Raw genomic sequence first — 21,092 nt, 5'->3', positions numbered from 1 at the left:
ATTAAAGGGTTTGCTCCAAAATGCGAACAACTAATTGCTCAAAACTTGCCCCATTGGCTTTTGCTGCCATTGGCACCAATGATTTTTCTGTCATGCCAGGTACAGTATTTACTTCTAACAAGTAAAAATGCCCTTGTTGATCTTGCATCGCATCCACTCGTCCCCAACCACTTGCACCTACCAAATCAAACGCATCAAGTGCCATTGTTTGTAATTTTTCGCTATCCAACTGTGATAAATCAGCAGGGCAATGGTATTGCGTAGTATTTGATTGATATTTAGCTTGATAGTCATAAAACCCATTTGGGGTACTCATTTCAATGACAGGCTGTACTTCATCGCCAAGCACAGCAATCGTAAATTCGCGACCCATGATCCACTGTTCTACCAACACCTGGGTGTCGAACTTAAATGCATTAGTAAGCGCCTCTTCAAGCTCTTTTACAGAGCTTGCCTGTGCCATACCGATACTAGAACCTTCATGTGATGGCTTAACCATCACCTTTTTAAATTGCGCCATAATAGCATTGGCATCAAAGCCTTTTTTAGCGTCAACCACAGTATAAGGTGCGGTGCTTAAACCTGCTGATTTAAACAAATGCTTACAACGAATTTTATCCATGGCCAGTGCCGAACCCAGTACATTACTGCCAGTGTAAGGCAGGTTCATAAACTCTAATGCCCCTTGTACTGTGCCATCTTCACCACCACGCCCATGCAAAGCAATAAAAACACGATCAACTTTTAATGCGTTTAATTCCCACAACGAACGACTTTGTGGATCAAACGCAATTGCATCAATGCCGCTTGCTAACAGGGCATTAAGTACTGCTTGGCCAGATTTTAATGACACATCGCGCTCTGCTGAGTTTCCACCTAGCAGCACCGCTACTTTACCAAATTGGGAATTTATCTGTGTCATACTTCACCTTGCTGTAATTTTTCTATCGACATATTTGTAGCCGCTAAGTTTTTAACCAGCTGACCTATGTTGCCCGCACCTTGTGTAAGCACGAGATCGTCATTTTGTAGGCAGTTAGCAAGCACCCCCGCAAGCTCTGAACTTGAGGCTACATGCAATGGCTCTTTACCTCGTTGACGCAAGCTGCGGCATAAGCTCTTACTATCAGCGCCCACAATCGGCTCTTCGCCAGCGCTGTAAACATCGAGTAATAAAAGCTGATCAACCTCAGCCAATACCTTTACAAAATCTTCGTATAAATCGCGAGTACGGGTATAACGGTGTGGCTGATATACCATCACTAAACGCTTGTCAGGCCAGCCTTCTCGCGCTGCGGTGATAGTAGCGGCCACTTCTGACGGGTGATGACCATAGTCATCTACTAGCATTACGCTACCGCGTTCATTTTCAAATTCACCGTAGTGCTGAAAACGCCGACCAATGCCTTCAAAGGTATCAAGTGCTGCTAAAATGGCATGATTCGCAATGTTTTGATCTTTAGCCACCGCAATCGCAGCTGTTGCATTTAGGGCATTGTGTTTACCCGGCATATTCAGCTTGGCGGTTAAACTCTCACCTTGTTTATTAGTTACCGTAAATTGGCATGTATTCGCTGTTTGGCTAAAGTCACTCATTCTATAATCTGCGTCGTGTGACTCACCGTAAGTGATCACCGGGCGACCAAAACGTGGGATCAATTCAGCAACAACGTCTGAATCAATACACACCACAGCTAACCCATAAAACGGCAGGTTATGAATGAATTCAACATAAGTATCTTTCATTTTTTCTAAACTGCCGCCATAGGTTTCCATGTGATCTTCTTCAATATTAGTGATCACCGACACCATAGGTTGTAAATGCAAAAAAGAAGCATCGCTTTCATCTGCTTCGGCAATTAAAAAGTCGCTTTTACCTACCTTAGCATTGCTGCCCGCACTATTAAGCAAACCACCAATTATAAAGGTTGGATCTAGCCCTGCTTGTGCATAAATACTGGCAATTAAGCTGGTTGTCGTTGTTTTACCATGAGTACCCGCAATAGCGATACCATGGCGAAAACGCATCAGTTCTGCGAGCATTTCGGCACGGCGCACAACCGGTATACGTGCCGCTTGTGCGGCTTGAATCTCAGGATTCGTCTTATCAATCGCACTTGAAACCACCACCACATTGGCGTCTTTTACGTTATTCTCATGATGACCAATAAACACTTCAGCGCCGGCTTTAATTAAACGCTCAGTCATCGCGCTGTGGGCTATATCTGAACCGGTAATACGGTAACCTTCAAAAGCAAGTACTTCGGCAATACCCCCCATACCTGCACCGCCTATTCCCACAAAGTGAATAGTTTCAATGCGGCGCATCGCTGGGCGTGTATATTTTTCTTTTATTAATGTTTCTTTCACTTATGTTCTCTTATTTGTTACTTGCTCACAGTGCATCGCTACGCTGGCTGTGGCATCTAATATGGCCTGCTGTTTTGCTTTGGTAGCCATTTTAGTGATTAATAAAGGTTCGGCTAAATAGGGGCTCAAAAGTTCAACAATACTGCGTTGATTAAATTGCGCTTGCGGCATTAATAACGCCCCTTCTGCCATCACTAAATACTGTGCATTCGCGGTTTGATGATCATCAACTGCGTGCGGAAACGGTACAAATACGGCCATTTTACCCGCAGCAGCAATTTCACTGACCGTAAGCGCACCCGCGCGGCAAATTACAATATCTGCCCAGCTATAAGCGGTATCCATATCATCAATAAATTCAGCAACGGTTACTTGCTCATTACCCATTTGTTGCTGCTGGTAACTTTCACTTACACTGCCAAGGTGCCCTTTACCGGTTTGATGCCAAATATTAATGGCACAAGTATCATTTAAGCGCTTAAATGCTTCAGGTAGTGTTTGGTTTAGCACTTGCGCACCTAACGAACCACCCACTACTAAAATATTTATAGGGCTGGTTACTTCACGCTTAGTAATATCAACCACACTTTGACGCACAGGGTTACCCACTAGTTCAGCTTTGCCATTGGCAAACGCACTGGGAAAAGCAGCTAAAACACGATTAGCACATTTAGCCAACCACCTATTACTCATGCCTGCTACGGCATTTTGTTCATGAATAACCAAAGGAATACCCAGGCTTTTTGCCGCAATACCTGTTGGGCCAGTTACATACCCCCCCATTGCTAAAACGACGTCCGGACGTTGTTGTTTTAATACTTTACGCGCTTGCAATATTGCATTAATAACCATGAATGGCGCTTTAATAAGGCGTTTTATACCATTGCCTCGTACGCCTTTTACATTAATAAAATCTATATTTATGTTGTGTTTAGGCACAACATTAGCTTCCATTCTATCTGCGGTGCCTATCCAGCTAACTTGCCACCCTTGCTGTTTGAGATGATCAGCTACAGCAATGCCAGGAAAAATATGCCCACCAGTTCCCCCAGCTACAATGACTATTTTTTTACTCATCGTCTCGCACCGCCCGACGTCGCCTGCTTGGTTGCCATTTTAGTTTCAAAATCAACACGTAATAAAATCCCTACAGCGATCGTCATCATTAATAAACTAGAACCACCATAAGAAATAAACGGCAATGTGAGCCCTTTGGTTGGCAATATTCCAGCACTTGCACCCACATTTACCATGGTTTGAAACGCAAACCAAATACCTATACTCAACGCTAAATACCCTTCATATTCTTTGTCATTTTTTAAGGCATGTTGGCCAATTAACAATGCTCTAAACACCAAAGTACCTAACACGATTAAAATACTAAACACACCAAAAAAACCTAATTCTTCAGCAATAACAGCAAAAATAAAATCGGTGTGTGCTTCAGGTAAATATTGTAACTTTTGCACACTATTACCTAGTCCTTGACCAAACCAATCACCTTGACTGTAAGCCATTAACGATTGCACCAACTGATACCCTCGACCAAAGGGATCTTCCCATGGATCTAAAAAACCCAAAACACGGGCCATACGATAAGGCTCAAATATAATTAAACCAGTTACAAGTGCAGCACCGGTTAAAATTAAAGCAAGAAACTGCCACAGTTTTGCACCGGCTAAAAACAATAAGCCAACCGTGGTCACAAACATCACCACAACAGTCCCTAGATCGGGCTGTATTAAAATAAGCGCAGCGTATACGGTAAATACAGCAATTGGCTTTGCAAACCCCTTTATGTTTTCTTGAACTTCGTTGCGCTTACGGACTAAATAGCCGGCTATATAACTAAAAAAGAATAACTTAGCCAGTTCAGATGCTTGAATATTAAATGGTCCAACAGGTATCCAGCGTGTAGACCCATTTACCTCCCGACCCACAATAAGCACCACAACTAACAACACTAACCCCAGCATTAACAAATACGGGTTTGCTTTTTTCCACCAACTCATAGGCACTAACGTCGTGATCCAAAATAAACAAAACGACAAAGCCAAAAAGATACCGTGACGCAATGTAAAGTGATAAGCATTGTCAAACATTCTATCGGCTACTGACATAGAAGCACTGGTTACCATCACAAAACCCACGCCAATGAGCATAATCATGCAATACAGTAGGGGCACATCATAAAGCTGTGCTGATGGCTTAGGCGTAAGTGCCTCTTTTATGTCAGCAAAAGCAATCATGAATGCACCGCCTGCACGCACTGCACAAAATCATCACCGCGCTGCATATAATTGTTATACATATCAATGCTGGCACAAGCGGGGGCTAATAAAACAATATCGCCTGACGCACTTAATTGTTTAGCAAGGGCAACAGCTGCTCGCATATTAGTAGTTAACTGCCCTTTGGTTGTCAGTGCGGCTAACTCTTTGCCATCTTTACCAAAACATATAAGCGCTTTTACATGCTGTTGTATATAAGGCTTTAATACTTCTAAATCAGCCCCTTTAGCATCACCACCAGCAATAACTACAAGATTTTCGTGCTTACCCGCTAAACTATCTATTGCCGCCACTGTTGCGCCTACGTTAGTGGCTTTAGAGTCGTTAAAGTATTTAACGCCATTAAATTCACCCACAAACTGACAACGGTGTGCTAAGCCGTTAAACTGCGCTAATGCGGTTTTGTAGTGCGCCTTAGTAATTATAAATGGGCTGAGTAACGCCATTACCGCTAGTGTATTTAAATAATTATGCTTACCCACCACGGCTAAAGCACTTACAGGTAAATAAGCTTCGCCTTTGACCATAAAGTGCGCTTCGTTATTGTGCTGTGCTAAGTGGTAATCGCCTTGTGTTTCACCAAAACTCATTATTGGCGCTAGCGTACGATCAACTGGACGCGTTTGTATATCATCAGCGTTAACAATTAAGTGTGCAGCACCATTATAAATACTTAGTTTTGAATCTATGTAAGCTTGATAGCTATCATAACGATCAAGGTGATCTTCTGAGATATTAAGTACAGTTGCACTCATCGCTTTTAAGCTGTGGGTAGTGTCAAGCTGAAAACTCGACAGTTCCAGTACAAATACATCAAAGTCACCGTCGAGCAAATCCAATACAGCGGTCCCGATGTTACCACCAAGTGCCACTTTATAACCCGCGGCTTTTAACACTTGATAGGCAAGCGTCACCACCGTTGATTTACCATTAGAGCCCGTTACCGCAACGACTGGCTTTTTATTAATGCGCGCAAACAACTCAACATCGCCAATCACTTCTACGCCTGCGTTAATTGCCTGCGCCACTGCCGGTGTTTTTAAACTCAGCCCAGGGCTAATAATTATCATATCGCAGTCACTAAGCGCTGCGTTATCTAAGTCACCAAAGTGCGAATTTAAACGTGCTGCGTGCTCATAAAGCCAATCAACACCGGGAGGGTTTTCACGGCTGTCGACCACATAAGGCTGTATTGATTGAGATACTAAAAAACGCACAATGCCCAGACCGGTTACACCGAGTCCGAGCACTGCTATATGTTTATTTTTTATCTCGTTTAAATACTGCATTTATCGAATCTTTAATGTCGCAAGGCCAGCAAGTACCAGCACAATAGAAATTATCCAAAAGCGCACAATAACCCGTGGCTCAGGCCAACCTTTAAGTTCGTAATGATGATGAATCGGCGCCATTCTAAAAATACGTTGCCCGCGTAACTTATAAGATCCAACTTGTAAAATTACCGACAGCGCTTCCATTACAAAAACGCCCCCCATAATTATCAGCAACAGCTCTTGACGAACAAGTACCGCAATTATACCCAGCGCACCACCGAGTGCTAATGAACCCACATCCCCCATAAATACTTGCGCTGGATAAGTGTTAAACCATAAAAAACCTAACCCAGCCCCCACAATAGCGGTACACACCACAACCAACTCACTCGCCAGTGGTAAATGCGGAATATGTAAATAAGCCGAAAAATTAATATTCCCAGTTAAATAAGCAATAATAGCCAGTGCCGCAGCCACCAAAATAGTAGGTACAATGGCCAAACCATCTAGGCCGTCGGTTAAATTAACTGCGTTTGACGTGCCCACTAACGCAAAGTACGTAATCACAATATAAAACAACCCTAACTGTGGTAGCACATCTTTAAAGAATGGCACTACAAGCGATGTCTCTGTCGCCTGGGTACTGGTCATATAAAGTGCTGTTGCCACAACCAATGCAATTACCGATTGCCAAAAGTACTTCCACTTGGCAATAAGTCCTTTGGGATCTTTGCGGATCACTTTACGGTAATCATCAATAAAGCCCACAATACCTAGCGAACCAATTACAAATAAAGTGGCCCACACGTATTTGTTTGAAAGATCTGCCCATAATAAAGTGCTGGTAAAAATTGCCGCTAAAATAAGTAAGCCACCCATAGTAGGCGTACCCGATTTAGATAAATGCGATTGCGGACCATCGTCGCGCACTGTTTGGCCTATTTGCATGCGCTGTAAACCACGAATTAACTTAGGTCCAAAATACAGCGACATCATTAATGCGGTTAAAATACCTAAAATAGCACGCAGAGTTAAATACGAAAAAACATTAAAGCCACTATAATATTGAGTTAAATACTCAGCCAGCCAAACTAACATGATGATGCTCCATTGATGGCTTGTTGCTGGCCATTAACTAAATCGGTTACTAAAAGCTCCATGCGAGAACTGCGTGATCCTTTCACGACAAGGGTAATTTTTTTATCTACTTTGCTAATGCTATTTTGAATTTGCTGCAGCATTTGCTCACGGTTTGAGAAATGACGATTTGGCAGCGCAAATACATCGCTTGCATACTTACTTAATACACCCAGTGTAAATAACTCATCAATCCCTTGCGCTAATGCGTACTCACCCACTTCCTGATGATATTTACGGGCATCTTCACCTAATTCCCCCATATCTCCGAGTGCCAAAATACGATGACCTTGTATATCACTGAGTAAATCAATCGCTGCTTTTACCGACTTAACGTTAGCATTATAGGTATCATCAATAATGGTTAAAGAGTCACCCGCTTTAATTAGATTAACCCGTCCTTTAACCTCTCCCATATTGGCTAATGCGTGCGCTATCTCCTCAAGCGACACATCAAATTCACGCGTCAAAGCGGCAGCAATTAGCGCATTATTAACATTATGTTTACCTGGTAAAGCTAAGGTAACAGGTACTCGTTGTTCGGCCGTGCATAAGGTAAAGCTGGCACGTGCACTATCGTCTAAACGAATCTCCTCAGCCCATATATCGCGCTTTTCAGTACTAGAAATACACTTAATATTGCGTGTTGCTAACTTATCAAGCCAATATTGGCTGAAGTCACTGTCGCAATTGACGATGGCAATGCCATCTTTTTTTAACCCGTCGTAAATTTCGCCTTTCGCTTGTGCCACACCTTGCAGGCTACCAAAGCCTTCTAAATGCGCCGCAGCAACATTACATACCACTGCTACATCAGGTTTGGTCATCGCGGTGGTGTACGCAATTTCACCAATATGATTAGCACCGAGCTCAATAACCGCATAACGATGTTGTGGCTCTAATCTCAATAACGTTAACGGTACGCCAATATCGTTATTAAAATTCCCTTTGGTCGCTAATACATCCCCTTTGCTTGATAAAATAGCGGCACACATTTCTTTGACTGTGGTTTTACCTACACTGCCTGTAATAGCAATGGTTTTAGGTGCCACACTTGCCATAACCGCCGCACCTAACTCACCCAACGCAATGCGTGTATCAGGCACTACAAATTGAGCAATATCGGTATTAACAGCGTGATCAACAATCACACCAATAGCGCCTTTTTGTTTAGCCTGGGCAATAAACTTATGGCCATCAAAATTAGGGCCTTTTAGTGCCAAAAATACTTCACCATCACATAAAGTACGCGTATCAGTGTTTATATTTATCACCTTGCGATTATCACCCTGATAATCCGTTGCTAGCACGTTAGCTAGCCAATCAAAATCCATTGGGATCATGCTTGAGACCCTCTTACTGCATTTTTTAATTGTTGTTGTACAAATTGGCGGTCGCAAAAATTGATGCGTTTATCACCTATAATTTGATAGTCTTCGTGCCCTTTACCGGCGATTAAAATAACCTCGCCTGCTTTGGCGTTACTAATAGCAAATTGTATTGCTGTAGCGCGGTCTGCCTCTAAATGGGCACGCTCTGGGTGCGCTAAACCTGCAGCTACGTCATTAATAATTGCATTAGGATCTTCAGAGCGCGGGTTATCACTGGTGATGATCACCTTGTCTGCAAATTGTTCAGCGGCTTGCGCCATTAATATACGTTTACCTTTATCTCTGTCGCCACCACAGCCAAATACACAACTTACACCACCTGGTACATGTTGTTGCAGCGCTTGTAATGCTAAAGCGAGTGCATCAGGCGTGTGTGCATAATCAACCACACAAGTAGGCATATTAGGAGTTGAAAATGCTTGCATTCTGCCTGCAACCGGCTGTAAATACTCACACCCTGCCGCTAACTGCGCCAATGGATAACCTAGCGATAATAGCGTTGCTAAAGCGGCGGTTAAATTATAAAGATTAAATTCACCAAACAGTGGGGATTTTATAGCAACATCCCCCCAACTTGTGGCTAACTGCGCCGAAATACCGGTAGCTGAATAGCTAACGTCACTAAAATAAACACATTGTGTATTTTTAGGCGCTAAGTTTTTACGCCCATAACACACTAAATTATTAAAGCTGTATTTTTCAATCCATTGCTGTGCTTGTCCGTCGTCTTGATTAAGAATGACATTAGTGGCATCAAAATCACGAAACAGCATCAACTTTGCATCGCCATAGCTATTCATATTGCCATGATAATCTAAGTGATCGCGAGATAAGTTAGTAAATACAGCTGCTTTAAAATGACACTGCTCAACGCGATGCTGCACCAAACCGTGGGATGATACTTCCATAGCGACTAAGCGATATTGCTGATCGCTTAAATTGCTTAAAATACGTTGTAAATCAACTGCCGAAGGCGTGGTATTTTGTAGCGCTGTTAAGTTATCAGGATGGCCATAACCTAAGGTGCCAATAATAGCGGCTTGGATATCACAAAATTGTGCTAAATGAGCAATCATTGCGGTTGTTGTTGATTTACCATTAGTGCCTGTTACGCCAATTAAGTCTAATTGTTGGCTAGGCTGCTGGTAAAATTGACACGCTAATTCTGGCAGCTTTTTGTTGAGTTCAGAGACTAAATATAGCGGTTCAAAATCACTTTCAAACTCGCAAAGTCTGTCGGCAATAATGGCACTGGCACCATTTTCAATCGCTTTATCAATAAAGTGTCCGCCATCAAGCTGATGCCCTTTTATCGCCACAAACACATCACCTGGTTTGACATCGCGGCTATCTAAACGTAGCTCGTTTACTATTAAACGTGCTGCATCTATTTCTAAATGTTTTAAAATTGTGTGTAAATCACGCACCATCATCTTTGCCTTTCACGAATGCCACCGAATCTTTATCTGGGGCAACGTTTAAAATTCTTAATGAATTAGAGATTATTTCTGCAAATGCTGGACCTGCCGTCGCACCGCCATAATAAACATCTCCACCGGGCTCGTTGATCAATACCACAACGGCTAACCGCGGGTTACTTGCAGGGGCAATACCGGCAAAGTAACCTACATATTCGTCACCATAGCCACCAGCAGCGGCTTTTTTAGAGGTGCCCGTTTTACCAGCAGCGCGATAACCATCCACTTTAATGCGTCTTGCGGTACCGCCTTTTTCAAACACGCTTTCCATCATATGCACAAGGGCTTCAACGTCTTTTTGTTGAAAAATACGCTCTCCTTCAGGAATAGAATCTTGCTTTAGTACAGTAAGCGGGCGGTTAACACCACCTGAGCCCAACATGGCGTAAAAACGTGCCATTTGCGCGGTACTCACGGCAATATTATAACCAAACGAGAGCGCTGCAATTTCGTGATCTGACCAACGGCGGTTAGGGTAAAATAAACCACTGCTTTCCCCTACCATACCAGTACCGCTATCACTACCAAACCCCACTTTTTGATACAAACCCACAAAGTAGTCTTTTGGAACGGTTTGACTTATTTTAGTTACGCCCATATTGCTGGAATATTTTAAAATATCGCGCAGCGTCATTTCACCGTGATTACGGGTATCTTGTACTAAGCTGCCCCCTAAACGCATCCAGCCTGGGTAGGTATCAACTTCGTCATCCGGTTGGATTGTGCCGTAGTCTAATCCAGCTAAGATGGCTAGGGGCTTAACAGTTGAGCCAGGTTCAAACAAATCAGTAATTGCACGATTACGACGTTTATGCGGAGCTGCCCCGCTTAAGTTGTTAGGATTAAATGACGGACTATTGACCATGGCCAATACTTCACCAGTTCTTACATCAACTACCATGGCAGAACCCGATGTCGCCTTGTAAGTTAATACCGCTGATTTTACCGCTTTATAGGCAATGGCTTGAATACGTTGATCAATACTTAGCTGAATGTTTTCGGGCTCTACACGCTCGCGCTCATCGAGTACTTCAACTTCACGCCCTTGCGCATCTTTTCGAATAGTGCGGCGGCCCTCTTCACCGGTTAATGCGTTTTCGTAAAGCTTTTCAATGCCTTCAATACCTTTTCCGTCAATATTGGTAAACCCAATAATATGTGCACTTACTTCACCGGCGGGGTAATAACGTTTTGATTCATCCAATAAATGAATACCAGGTAGGCGTAAATCACCAATGTAATTAGCCACAGCAGGGGTGACTTGGCGTTTTAAGTAAACAAATCGACGACTTGGATCATCAAGTAATCGCGAATTAATTTTGCTAGGTTCAATGCGCAGTACATCGGCTAATTCACGCCAGCGTAAGTCGTTTTCATAATACAGGGCAGTACGCTTATTTAGCTCAGCGACATTTTCACGCAGTGTTTGCTGATCTTCACCATTTTTACGAGCTTGCCTGAGGACTTTGCTAACCAATGATTTATGCAAAGCTTTAGGATCTGCATACACACTCACTACAGGCACACTCACGGCAAGCTCTTTACCATTACGATCAAAGATCATTCCACGTTGTACATGTAGTCTTTCTATACGTACCGTGCGCTTATCGCTTTCAGAACGTGCTTTATCGGGTTCAATTACTTGCAAGTAAGCAGCACGTGACACCAAAGTCACAAACACTAAAAAAATCACCGTACACACTAAAATAAAGCGCCATGCGATTAGTTTATTGACTGTTTTTTTGCCTCGCGTTCTCATCTTAATATGATTACCTGCTCATCTTGGCTGGTTGGCCGCTTCATTTCAAGTTGTGACGTTGCTACTTCTTCAATGCGCGCATGTTGTGAATAAAACTCTTCTTCCACTAAAAAATAACGCCACTCTAAATCCAACTCATCACGCTCTTGAAGTAAGGAGTCTTGCTTAATTAACTGCGATCGTGATAAGTGAGTTATTTGCACCGCGCTCAAGCTTGATACAAATATCACAACCAATAAAGCCAAGGTGATTTTGTTTGCACCTAGACCTTTAATTATTTCGATAAATAAATTGGGCTGGCGATAGCTCGCTTTTTTACTCATCCCAACCTCTGTGCGATCCTTAGCACTGAGCTGCGAGAGCGTGGATTACGCGCCACTTCATCAGCACTTGGTTTAATAGCTTTACCCACTGCCTTTAACGTCAGGTTTTTATTTATTTGTGCATCGGTTAAAGGCAGACCTCTGGGTATCGCTTCTCCCTTACTCTGTTTTTTTATAAATTGTTTTACTATGCGATCTTCTAGCGAATGAAAAGAGATAACGACTAAACGTCCCCCCGGCTTAAGCACTTTAATCGCCGCCTGTAATGCCGTTTGAATTTCCTCTAATTCGCTATTGATATAAATACGAATAGCCTGAAATGTACGCGTTGCAGGGTGTTTAAACTTATCTTTAACCGGTACAGCCTCATCAACTAAATCAGCAAGTTGCTTGGTCGTGGTAATAGGCGTGTGTTCACGCACTTCTAAAATTTTGTGCGCAATACGTTTACCAAATTTTTCTTCGCCTAGCTTTTTAATCACATGGGTAATGTCATCTAATTCGGCTTCGGCTAACCACTGCGCTGCACTACGACCAGTACTAGGATCCATTCGCATATCGAGCGGGCCATCTTTCATAAAGCTAAAACCGCGTGCTGCATCATCTAGCTGCGGCGACGACACACCAATATCAAGTAAAATGCCATCAACCTGACCAATAAGATCGTTTTGCTCAGCAACTTCGTATAGTTTTGAAAATCGAGAATGGGCAATCGAAAAACGCGGGTCGTCTGCAAATTTCTCTGCTGATTTAATAGCTTGTGGATCTTGGTCAATAGCCTGAAGGCGACCATTATCACCCAAGCGAGCTAATATCTGCCCTGAATGTCCGCCACGTCCAAAGGTGCCATCCATGTAGATGCCGTCTGGCTTAATTGCAAGTGCATCTATGGTTTCATCCATTAATACGGATACGTGTTCAAATTGCGCTGTCATTAGCTATTAGCTGCCTTTTTATTGTGCTGCTAGAGGGTAAAGTTATCTAAATCGTCATTGGGTTCAAAATCACCGAGCCTTTCAAGCTCAGTGTCTTGGCGCATTTGTTCGTGCCAACGTGCTTCATCCCAAATTTCAAATTTATTCATTAAGCCCACCAGCATAATTTTTTTGCCAAGTTCTGCATGTGAACGCAATGAAGGCGCCAGCAAAATTCGACCATTTTTATCAAGCTGATACTCTGTCGCATTGCCTAACAACATACGTTGCATCCGTCGTGCTCTGGGATTCATATTAGATATTTTTGCTAAACGGCTCTCTATTTCTAACCACTCAGCAAACGGGTATAACCAAAGGCAAGGTTCATTAAGTGCAACAGTACAAATAACCGTTCCCTGATCTTCAGACAACAGCGTATCTCGGTACTTAGTCGGTACCGCAAAACGTCCTTTATCGTCCAAACTCAGCGAACTTGCACCACGAAACATAAAAAGCCCATTGCAAAATTTTTTAATCAACGTTTTGATTAACCCGATCCAGTTTGATCCACTAAACACCACTTTTTACCACAGTGCTCCAGTTTAGGGCTTGACAAGCCTTTTTGTCAAGTAAGTCACCCAGCTTTAACACCCCGCTAAGCCTGAAAAAATAAGGCTCAGATTAAAGCGGTTGAATTGTTTAATAAAAAATCGACTCAACTAATAAAAAATTTTTTTCTGATTTTTTTATCCGCTTGTTGACCTTATTTTTTTAATAAATAAACAGTAAATAATTACAATTTTTTAATATGTAAAAATTACAACCTAGTGTCGCAATAGTTACAGCCTTAACGACATAAGAAACAAACAAAAAAATGCAAACCCATAAAAAACAACAACTTAAACAAAAAATAAAACTGGTTCGATCATTGCACCACATTAATTACTTTTAAAAAATAAGGATTGATTATGGCTACGGCAACTAAGAGCAAAACACCACTTGATTCAAAACAAGACAATGAAGCCCCACTAACAGACAAAGCAACATCAGCCGCGCATGACGCAGTAGATGCACTATCAAGCAAAGCGGCAGCGGCAGAAAGTGGCGTTCGTAAAGGCGCAACCAGTTCAGCTGAAACACTTAATGAAAAGCAGTTAGCTGCACGTGAGAAAATAGAAGAGTGTACGTCTAAAACGCGTCAACTCGCATCAGAAAATCCACTAGCAACTGCGGGGATTGCATTTGCTGCTGGTATGTTAGTTACAGCACTGTTTCGTCGTAAGTAATTACTGATGCAAAACCAACATTCAACACCAAGTGAATCACAAGCAACAGACTCGCAGTCATCGGCCGCTACACAAGCCGATGACTGGCAAGATCATGTTGCTAAGCTTGCTGATTATGCAGCGCAGCTCAAGGATGATTATCACCAACAAGGAAAGTTAACGCATCAGCTAGCCATAGCTGAGTGGAAACTGTCGTTAAGATCCTTAGCACTGATCACCATCCTACTAGGATGTTTTGCCAGTGGCTTGGTGTTACTGTGGGTGGGGTTTTTAGGCATTGTAGGCTATGCCACGTTTGATCTATTTAACTCGATATGGTTAAGCATTGGTGTAGTGATATGCCTACAAACTTTATGCTTAATTTGGTTATGGCGAAACGCCATTTACCTAAGCAACAAAATTGGCTTTTCCAAAACGTTAAATAGCCTAAAGCAATTACTCAAACTATGAGGCACTGGCAATTATGTTAATCAATTTTTTGATCAACTCACCTAATTCCCAAGTAAAACAATTAAATAAAGATGTCGCTATACGAGCGGAACTAAAGTCTCAGCACCTAGCGGCTATAAAATATAGAGCCAAGCGTTTTGCTGCAACAAAAATAGGGCTCGCCAGTGCGTTTGCAGCTGGTGTGGCTGTGGAATCTGCAAAAGGTGATGCCAACACAATCAAAAAATACACTTGGCTACTAAAGCTGCTTGCTTAAATTCTTCCTAAAGCGAGCCAAAAAAACCATCTTGGTAATCACTTATAGCTTGGCGAATTTCAGCTTCACTAGTCATTACAAACGGCCCCATGTGCACAATTGGCTGGTTAAGTGGATCGCCTGCTAAAATAAGAACTCCCGCTGTTTTCTTTGCCTGTAATACAATGTCACTCAATGGTTCTAATATAAGTAACTTACCCGCATCAAGCATGTCACCTGTCTGTGAAATTAATGAGCCTGTATGAATATAAATCATTACTTTTTGCTGTTTTAAAGCCGGTAAATGAAGACCTTCACCCGCAGGTAAAGCTACATCGGCTATAGCGCCATTAGCAGCTAAGTTTTGTAAGCTTGCAGCCAATTGGTGTGATTCAAATTGCCATGTCCCTGCTAAGGCTTTAAGTGAAACACCTTGCTGATTAGTAAAACTCGGTGCAGGATGATCTGTGGTATCTTGGTATTGAGGCTCACGCATTTTATCAGCACTTAGCATATTGAGCCAAATTTGAAAGCCATGTAAACCTTGTTCAGCATCTGCAAGTGGCATTTCACTGTGCATAACACCGCTACCGGTACTCATCCATTGTACGTCACCCACGCGAATCGCTTTTTTGTTACCCATTTGGTCTTGATGTTCAAATCCGCCTTTTAAAATATAGGTAAAGGTTTCGATACCTCGATGCGGGTGAGGAGGAAAGCCACCAATATAGTCACTTTTATTGTCAGATTTAAGTTCATCTATCATTAAAAATGGATCTAAATATTTACCATCAAACCCAGGTATACGACGAATATTAACACCATCGCCATCTTGGGTAGCATAAGCTGTAAGCACTTTAGTAATTTTCATTTTTATTGCCTAAAATTTATTAAATAAATATAAGGGACTAATCTATTACTCATCATGTTTTTAATATATTTCAATTATATACATTTGATATTTGAGATATAGCAATAGTACTTATAATATTATTTATAGTAATATTGTCTGTGAAACTCTAATTTATACCAATTTCATTAAATTAGTGGTCAAGTATAGCGATAAAAACAGCTCAATAATTTTTAATTATATTAGCAAGTTATTTTACTCGTTAGCATGGCCATGGTTTTAATAACATTGGTACTATACATAATTTGGATTCGATTATTTTTACTTCATCACTAAAACATCAACTCTATCGCCTTCTAATGCTTGTTTGCATACCTGTGGTTGCTGTTATTTTAGTAACTTTATGGTTTAGCCGTGACGCTGCGATCAAAGAACACGAAAAAAAAGTTCAGGACCTTACTAAGCATTTAATTTTTAAGCAACAAAGTATGCTAGATGATGTACGCCGAGCTACTATTTTTTTAGCAAAAAAACAAAGCAGTATTGAGACTATAACCTCTTCTTGCCCCTCTCATATTTTTGATATAAAAACGCTAAACGGCAACATCGCTAATATTGGAATTGTAGATAAAAACGGTAATGTATTGTGCACTACCAAAAATAATACTACCCATATTAATATCAGCGATCGCCCTTATTTTCAAAGTACGTTAACTAATAAAGGCTTTAGTATTGGTCACTTTCAACACGATCGAAGCCTCAGCGCACAAAGTATTAACTTTGCTTATCCTATCTTAAATAAAAACAACAATATTGAAGGTGTAGTTGTTACTGTAATTGCATTAGATTGGTGGAGCTCAGCGCTCAACACGATAAAGTTACCTAAAGGGGTACGTGCAGTAATTACTGATTCTGACGGACGAATTGTAGCAAACCACCCAGTCTCAACCGATCGATTAGGTCAGCAGCTAAAAGAACATGATTTAGCTCATAACCAGAAACAAACGCAGATATACAAAAGCAAAGATGGTATTAGCCGTATTTTCCACCGTGCAACACTCTATCGTGACGACAATACCAATCAACTCTCTATATTTATCACCCAGCCAGTTACTCAATCTCTTGAGCAAATTGATATTCAATTTTTAAGAATGGTTTTAGTATTTTTGTTATCAATTATAGTATTGGCAACATTGACAAAAAGGTTAGTCAACAAAAGTATTTTATCTCCTATTGAAAATCTAACCTCAGCCATTAATCGTCTCGCGGCCGGTAATATGCCACATCACGACGAACAACCAAATAGTCCTGAACTAAATGAGCTTTATCATTGTTTTAAATACATGGCTAAAACTCGCTTAAATGCTGAAGCACAACTGCAGCATAAACATGACGAACTCAACAGCTTGCTTAATGCGCTACCTGATGCTTTTTTGCGTGTTGATACTAGTGGCACTATTCTAGACTGTGGAGGGTATATTGGAGCATTAAATTCTAATAATTTAACCCCACCTCAAAAGTTGTCTTGCTTATTAGACACAACCAACTTAAAACAAATAAAATCATATTTAAAGCCAATAGCTGAGCCTATTGTTATTGAACTTGAAAGTAAGCAGAATAACCAGTTTTTTGAGGCTAAAATTAGCCCGATGAAAAAGAATAACGAGTTTGTAGTTGTAATTAGTAACATAACGCAACGAAAGCAAAACCAAGAATCCTTGCACTTGGCATCCTTAGTTTACAACAACAGTAGCGAAGGTATGGCTATTACCGATAAAGACGGTATTATTTATGATGTAAATCCAGCCTTTTGCAAAACCACCTTTTATTCAAAAAACGAAGTGATAAACCAAACTGTGGGGATTTTATCTTCAGGTAAACACGACAAGCAGTTTTATGACTACATGTGGCAATCACTGAATACAACAGGTCGCTGGCAAGGTGAAATAACTAATCGGCGTAAAAATGGTGAGTTATATGTTGAATGGCTAACCATAGACACGATTTACGATAAAAACAAAGTTCCAACTAGCCGAATTGCTATTTTTACCGATTTAACCGAGAAAAAACAAGCTGATGAACTAATTTGGCGACAAGCCCATTTTGATCACTTAACCGATTTACCTAATCGATTAGAGCTAAAAGAGCGCTTAAATCAGCGATTCACAAATCTAACCAGTGACGATCAAACGCTGGTTATTATGTTGTTAGATATTGATCATTTTAAAGATATTAACGATACATTAGGCCACCACTACGGCGATAGATTACTTAAATTAGTCTCTGAACGTATTGTATTCACTGCCAAAGAGGCCGACTTTGTAGCCCGAATTGGCGGGGATGAATTTGTTGTCGTTTTTAGTAATTTACACGGTAGCGAAAACATCAAACAAATGGCAAACTCACTTTTATTCAGCCTTGCCTCTACTATTTTTATCGAAGAAGAAAAAGTATATATTAGTGCCAGTATTGGTATTGCCTGCGCCCCTGACGATGGCCAAAGTCCAGAGCAGTTACTTAAAGCCGCTGACCAAGCCATGTATAAAGCAAAAAATAGCGGCCGCAATGGCTTTGAATTTTTCTCTCAAGATATGCGAGAAGATGCAAACGCAAGAATGCAATTACTTAAAGAGCTGCGCTCAGCAATAGAGCTTGCGCAGTTTGAACTGTATTACCAGCCTATTGTCTCGCTTGATAGTTTGCATATTCATAAAGCCGAGGGACTTATACGTTGGCAACACCCAGAAAAAGGCCTGATCAGCCCTGCTGACTTTATTCCTCTTGCTGAAGAAACCAGACAAATAAATGCGCTGGGTCAATTTGTATTTGCTGAGGCACTACAAACACTTAATGATATTAAAAAACACATTCAAGATGAATTTCAGATAAGCATTAACGTTTCACCAGTGCAATTGGCAACCGTCGATAGCGGCATAGACGAATGGAGTAGAATGTTAGCAAGCGCCAACATACCAGCTTCAGCAATTGTGGCTGAAATTACTGAGGGTTTAATGGTTAACCCTGAAGAGCTTACCCAAAGTCGCTTAAAAGCCTTAGTTAAGTCAGGGATGCAATTAGCCCTTGATGATTTTGGCACCGGTTATTCATCGCTTGCCTACTTACAAGAAATGGATACCGACTACCTTAAAATAGACAAGCGATTCGTTGATAATATTCAAAAAGGCAGCCAAGAACTTGCCCTGTGTGAAGCCATCATCATGATGGCACATCAGCTCGGTTTAAAAGTGATTGCCGAAGGCATAGAAACAAAATTACAAATGGACTTATTGCTTGAGGCCGGTTGTGATTACGGCCAAGGGTATTTGTTTTCAAAGCCGCTGCACAAAGCCTCGTTTATGCAGCTGATAACAACAAACCAAGTGATTAGTTTAAAATAAAAGTCATTTAGCCCTAATACTGGTTATTTTGTGTCGAGGTGATCTGCAACATAAGCACCTCGCTGCCCTCTTTTTTTATCTGGGCCTCTCGTGCTATCTTGTGCCGTTTGCTGCTCTAACGCTGCATTAATTGTAGCTCCTAAAATAATGATATAAGCGCTAATAAATAGCCACATAAGCATAATAACCACTCCACCTAAAGAGCCATATGTTTCGTTGTAACTAGCAAAATGAGATACATAAAATGAAAAGCCAATAGATGCCACAATCCATAATACGGTGGCTGTGAATGATCCCACGGTAACCCAGCGCCATTTAGCTGCTTTTCTGTGAGGCGCATAACGGTATAAAATTAATAATGCAAAATTAAAGGTCAGTGCCAGCAATGGCCATGATATAAGCATGATTAAAAAATCAATACTCTCTTTAATTCCGAGTAAATTAAGAGCAAGCGGTAATATACCTATAATTACCAGTGCTATTACTGCCACCACAATTGCACCCACTGAAAATAACAAACGTACAAGTTGCGCTTTTAAAAATGAGCGTTTTTCGTATTCGTGATAACTAATATTACATGCTGTGATCAATGCTTGACTGCCCTTAGAGCTACTCCAAATGGTGAGCAATAAAGTACCCAGCGCACTAAGGCTTAAACTAGTTTGTGACTTTTGCGCAAGACTTAAAACTTGAGATAAAATAATTTCTTGAGTGCTTTGTGGTAATAACGCCATAAATTGACTTAAATACACACCAATATCATTCGGTGATGCCAAATAAGCATACACAGACACCAATGCTGCAATGGCGGGAAAAATAGCCAGTAACGCATAAAATGCCACGCCAGCCGCCACTAAAGATAAATTATCACGGCTCATTTGTTTTACTATTCGCCTTGTAATATCCCACCAGCCACGCAGAGGGATATGGTTAGGCTGCTTGGCTCTTTGGCCTCGCTTAAAGTCACTCATAGTTAACTCCCTTTTCCTAATTAAGCAGCAAAATGCTTGCCAAACAAATACTGCTTGGTATTAGACTTGCTGCTATTGTTTAACACAGGCCCTAATCACTTCGACCTAACAGGGATGACCTCTATGCTCAGTGCTTTAACTGCAACACTCGCTAATAACACATCAATTCCAGTAATCGACACCGTTAAGCCAAACTCTATTTCCTAGAGTTTTTTAAAAGATCAAAGTACGCAATTACTACACACATTCATGCAATTACTGCCTACTTTATTTTTAGGGATTGTTATTTTGGTGATTAGCTACTTAATCGCTGCGCCATTATCGCGCTTATTGATAAAACCTGTTAGTTATATGACCGACAGCACCTTAGTGCATTTAGTGATTAGACGCAGTATTAGCACCTTGATCATTTTACTGGGAGTCTATCTGTTCTTACGCTTAGCCGGATTAACCCAGTTTGCCATGGCAATTATGAGTGGCACCGGATTAATTGGACTTATTTTGGGCTTTGCCTTTCGGGATATTGCTGAGAACTTTATTGCCAGTTTACTTTTGAGTGTACAGCGCCCATTTAAAATAGATGATGTAATAGAAGTTGATGGCAGAGTTGGTATTGTTAAAAAAGTAACTGCACGGGCAACCACTTTAGTTGACTACGATGGCAAACATATTCAAATACCCAATGCGACTGTGTATAAGAATACCATTAAAAACTTAACCGCTAATCCAAAAATGCGCGGCCATTTCTCAATCGGTATTGGCTACGATAATGATATTCGCGAGCAAGCCGATGAATCACGCGACCCAGAGCAAAGTAAAAATATTATATAGAGAGGTTCTAGGCTCGAGACCCGAATCTCATAACCCGACGCCCTTAACCCGTAACTAAAGTGCGCGGCATAAAGCCCCGCCAAAAACAATTAAAACGCGGTGATTAACCGTAGGCGGGAGTTTACCTCGCGCAT

18 protein-coding genes and 1 pseudogene are annotated in these 21,092 nt (G+C 41.3%); 5 read left to right on the top strand and 14 right to left on the bottom strand.

What is annotated here, in order from left to right:
* Window position 1 precedes the first annotated feature (1 nt).
* From KG708_RS14065 to mraZ, 12 genes are read right to left on the bottom strand one after another with little or no spacing between them, the layout of a single operon-like run.
* A complete protein-coding gene (locus KG708_RS14065) occupies window positions 2–922 on the bottom strand; it encodes a D-alanine--D-alanine ligase (RefSeq protein WP_213610751.1) in 921 nt (306 codons plus the stop codon).
* The gene (gene murC / locus KG708_RS14060) at window positions 919–2,370 is read right to left on the bottom strand and encodes a UDP-N-acetylmuramate--L-alanine ligase (protein ID WP_213610749.1); all 1,452 of its coding nucleotides are present in this window, start codon (window positions 2,368–2,370) and stop codon (window positions 919–921) included. Before murC ends, KG708_RS14065 begins: the two co-directional genes overlap by 4 nt.
* Window positions 2,371–3,447 carry an undecaprenyldiphospho-muramoylpentapeptide beta-N-acetylglucosaminyltransferase gene (murG, locus tag KG708_RS14055; protein WP_213610747.1) on the bottom strand — a complete coding sequence of 359 codons (1,077 nt, stop codon included), beginning with the start codon at window positions 3,445–3,447 and terminating at the stop codon, window positions 2,371–2,373.
* Window positions 3,444–4,619 carry a cell division protein FtsW gene (gene ftsW / locus KG708_RS14050; RefSeq protein WP_213610745.1) on the bottom strand — a complete coding sequence of 392 codons (1,176 nt, stop codon included), beginning with the start codon at window positions 4,617–4,619 and terminating at the stop codon, window positions 3,444–3,446. The genes murG and ftsW overlap by 4 nt, the downstream gene beginning before the upstream one ends.
* A complete protein-coding gene (gene murD, locus KG708_RS14045; protein ID WP_213610743.1) occupies window positions 4,616–5,950 on the bottom strand; it encodes a UDP-N-acetylmuramoyl-L-alanine--D-glutamate ligase in 1,335 nt (444 codons plus the stop codon). The genes ftsW and murD overlap by 4 nt, the downstream gene beginning before the upstream one ends.
* The gene (gene mraY, locus KG708_RS14040; RefSeq protein WP_213610741.1) at window positions 5,951–7,033 is read right to left on the bottom strand and encodes a phospho-N-acetylmuramoyl-pentapeptide-transferase; all 1,083 of its coding nucleotides are present in this window, start codon (window positions 7,031–7,033) and stop codon (window positions 5,951–5,953) included. It lies immediately after the preceding gene.
* Entirely contained in the window at window positions 7,027–8,415 is a 1,389-nt protein-coding gene (murF, locus tag KG708_RS14035) for a UDP-N-acetylmuramoyl-tripeptide--D-alanyl-D-alanine ligase (RefSeq protein WP_213610739.1), read from the bottom strand. The genes mraY and murF overlap by 7 nt, the downstream gene beginning before the upstream one ends.
* A complete protein-coding gene (gene murE / locus KG708_RS14030; RefSeq protein WP_213611108.1) occupies window positions 8,412–9,890 on the bottom strand; it encodes a UDP-N-acetylmuramoyl-L-alanyl-D-glutamate--2,6-diaminopimelate ligase in 1,479 nt (492 codons plus the stop codon). The genes murF and murE overlap by 4 nt, the downstream gene beginning before the upstream one ends.
* Window positions 9,883–11,700 carry a penicillin-binding transpeptidase domain-containing protein gene (locus tag KG708_RS14025; RefSeq protein WP_213610737.1) on the bottom strand — a complete coding sequence of 606 codons (1,818 nt, stop codon included), beginning with the start codon at window positions 11,698–11,700 and terminating at the stop codon, window positions 9,883–9,885. The genes murE and KG708_RS14025 overlap by 8 nt, the downstream gene beginning before the upstream one ends.
* Window positions 11,697–12,023 (bottom strand): cell division protein FtsL, encoded by a 327-nt coding sequence (gene ftsL, locus KG708_RS14020; RefSeq protein ID WP_213610735.1) that lies wholly within the window; start codon window positions 12,021–12,023, stop codon window positions 11,697–11,699. Before ftsL ends, KG708_RS14025 begins: the two co-directional genes overlap by 4 nt.
* The gene (rsmH, locus tag KG708_RS14015; RefSeq protein WP_213610733.1) at window positions 12,020–12,958 is read right to left on the bottom strand and encodes a 16S rRNA (cytosine(1402)-N(4))-methyltransferase RsmH; all 939 of its coding nucleotides are present in this window, start codon (window positions 12,956–12,958) and stop codon (window positions 12,020–12,022) included. Before rsmH ends, ftsL begins: the two co-directional genes overlap by 4 nt.
* Window positions 12,959–12,987: 29 nt before the next feature.
* On the bottom strand, window positions 12,988–13,446 hold the full coding sequence (gene mraZ, locus KG708_RS14010; RefSeq protein WP_213610731.1) for a division/cell wall cluster transcriptional repressor MraZ: 459 nt from the start codon (window positions 13,444–13,446) through the stop codon (window positions 12,988–12,990).
* Window positions 13,447–13,905: 459 nt separating this feature from the next.
* Here mraZ and KG708_RS14005 point away from each other — a divergent pair, with 459 nt between their 5' ends.
* The 3 genes from KG708_RS14005 to KG708_RS13995 are packed head-to-tail and all read left to right on the top strand — an operon-like array spanning window position 13,906 to window position 14,929.
* A complete protein-coding gene (locus KG708_RS14005) occupies window positions 13,906–14,223 on the top strand; it encodes a DUF883 domain-containing protein (protein ID WP_213610729.1) in 318 nt (105 codons plus the stop codon).
* Between the two features lie 6 nt (window positions 14,224–14,229).
* The gene (locus KG708_RS14000; protein ID WP_213610727.1) at window positions 14,230–14,673 is read left to right on the top strand and encodes a hypothetical protein; all 444 of its coding nucleotides are present in this window, start codon (window positions 14,230–14,232) and stop codon (window positions 14,671–14,673) included.
* Between the two features lie 13 nt (window positions 14,674–14,686).
* On the top strand, window positions 14,687–14,929 hold the full coding sequence (locus KG708_RS13995) for a hypothetical protein (protein ID WP_213610725.1): 243 nt from the start codon (window positions 14,687–14,689) through the stop codon (window positions 14,927–14,929).
* 7 nt (window positions 14,930–14,936) lie between these two features.
* Here KG708_RS13995 and KG708_RS13990 read toward each other — a convergent pair whose 3' ends face one another.
* Complete coding sequence (locus KG708_RS13990; RefSeq protein ID WP_213610715.1) at window positions 14,937–15,779, bottom strand: pirin family protein; 843 nt, start codon at window positions 15,777–15,779, stop codon at window positions 14,937–14,939.
* A 338-nt stretch (window positions 15,780–16,117) separates the two neighbouring features.
* On the opposite strand from KG708_RS13990, the gene KG708_RS13985 reads away from it, so the two are divergent.
* A complete protein-coding gene (locus KG708_RS13985; protein ID WP_213610713.1) occupies window positions 16,118–19,156 on the top strand; it encodes an EAL domain-containing protein in 3,039 nt (1,012 codons plus the stop codon).
* Between the two features lie 23 nt (window positions 19,157–19,179).
* Here the strand turns inward: KG708_RS13985 and KG708_RS13980 are convergent, their stop codons facing one another.
* Window positions 19,180–20,127, bottom strand: coding sequence for a YihY/virulence factor BrkB family protein (locus KG708_RS13980; RefSeq protein ID WP_213610711.1), 948 nt, complete (start codon window positions 20,125–20,127; stop codon window positions 19,180–19,182).
* A 123-nt stretch (window positions 20,128–20,250) separates the two neighbouring features.
* On the opposite strand from KG708_RS13980, the pseudogene KG708_RS13975 reads away from it, so the two are divergent.
* A pseudogene (locus KG708_RS13975) lies at window positions 20,251–20,907 on the top strand (mechanosensitive ion channel domain-containing protein); the annotation flags it as partial.
* Between the last annotated feature and the right edge of the window lie 185 nt (window positions 20,908–21,092).

Origin of the sequence: Pseudoalteromonas sp. (genome assembly GCF_018402495.1) — a bacterium.
In the GTDB taxonomy this organism is placed as follows: domain Bacteria; phylum Pseudomonadota; class Gammaproteobacteria; order Enterobacterales; family Alteromonadaceae; genus Pseudoalteromonas.
This window is presented reverse-complemented; position numbering and strand designations above follow the sequence as displayed.

What these genes read in the sequence shown, in the direction of transcription:
- ftsL (WP_213610735.1), bottom strand. Translation starts at nt 12,023, where the DNA reads ATGAGTAAAAAAGCGAGCTATCGCCAGCCCAATTTATTTATCGAAATA.
- murD (WP_213610743.1), bottom strand. Translation starts at nt 5,950, where the DNA reads ATGCAGTATTTAAACGAGATAAAAAATAAACATATAGCAGTGCTCGGA.
- KG708_RS14005 (WP_213610729.1), top strand. Translation starts at nt 13,906, where the DNA reads ATGGCTACGGCAACTAAGAGCAAAACACCACTTGATTCAAAACAAGAC.
- murF (WP_213610739.1), bottom strand. Translation starts at nt 8,415, where the DNA reads ATGATCCCAATGGATTTTGATTGGCTAGCTAACGTGCTAGCAACGGAT.
- KG708_RS14025 (WP_213610737.1), bottom strand. Translation starts at nt 11,700, where the DNA reads ATGAGAACGCGAGGCAAAAAAACAGTCAATAAACTAATCGCATGGCGC.
- mraY (WP_213610741.1), bottom strand. Translation starts at nt 7,033, where the DNA reads ATGTTAGTTTGGCTGGCTGAGTATTTAACTCAATATTATAGTGGCTTT.
- KG708_RS13985 (WP_213610713.1), top strand. Translation starts at nt 16,118, where the DNA reads ATGCTTGTTTGCATACCTGTGGTTGCTGTTATTTTAGTAACTTTATGG.
- rsmH (WP_213610733.1), bottom strand. Translation starts at nt 12,958, where the DNA reads ATGACAGCGCAATTTGAACACGTATCCGTATTAATGGATGAAACCATA.
- KG708_RS14000 (WP_213610727.1), top strand. Translation starts at nt 14,230, where the DNA reads ATGCAAAACCAACATTCAACACCAAGTGAATCACAAGCAACAGACTCG.
- KG708_RS13980 (WP_213610711.1), bottom strand. Translation starts at nt 20,127, where the DNA reads ATGAGTGACTTTAAGCGAGGCCAAAGAGCCAAGCAGCCTAACCATATC.
- KG708_RS14065 (WP_213610751.1), bottom strand. Translation starts at nt 922, where the DNA reads ATGACACAGATAAATTCCCAATTTGGTAAAGTAGCGGTGCTGCTAGGT.
- KG708_RS13990 (WP_213610715.1), bottom strand. Translation starts at nt 15,779, where the DNA reads ATGAAAATTACTAAAGTGCTTACAGCTTATGCTACCCAAGATGGCGAT.
- murG (WP_213610747.1), bottom strand. Translation starts at nt 3,447, where the DNA reads ATGAGTAAAAAAATAGTCATTGTAGCTGGGGGAACTGGTGGGCATATT.
- ftsW (WP_213610745.1), bottom strand. Translation starts at nt 4,619, where the DNA reads ATGATTGCTTTTGCTGACATAAAAGAGGCACTTACGCCTAAGCCATCA.
- KG708_RS13995 (WP_213610725.1), top strand. Translation starts at nt 14,687, where the DNA reads ATGTTAATCAATTTTTTGATCAACTCACCTAATTCCCAAGTAAAACAA.
- mraZ (WP_213610731.1), bottom strand. Translation starts at nt 13,446, where the DNA reads ATGTTTCGTGGTGCAAGTTCGCTGAGTTTGGACGATAAAGGACGTTTT.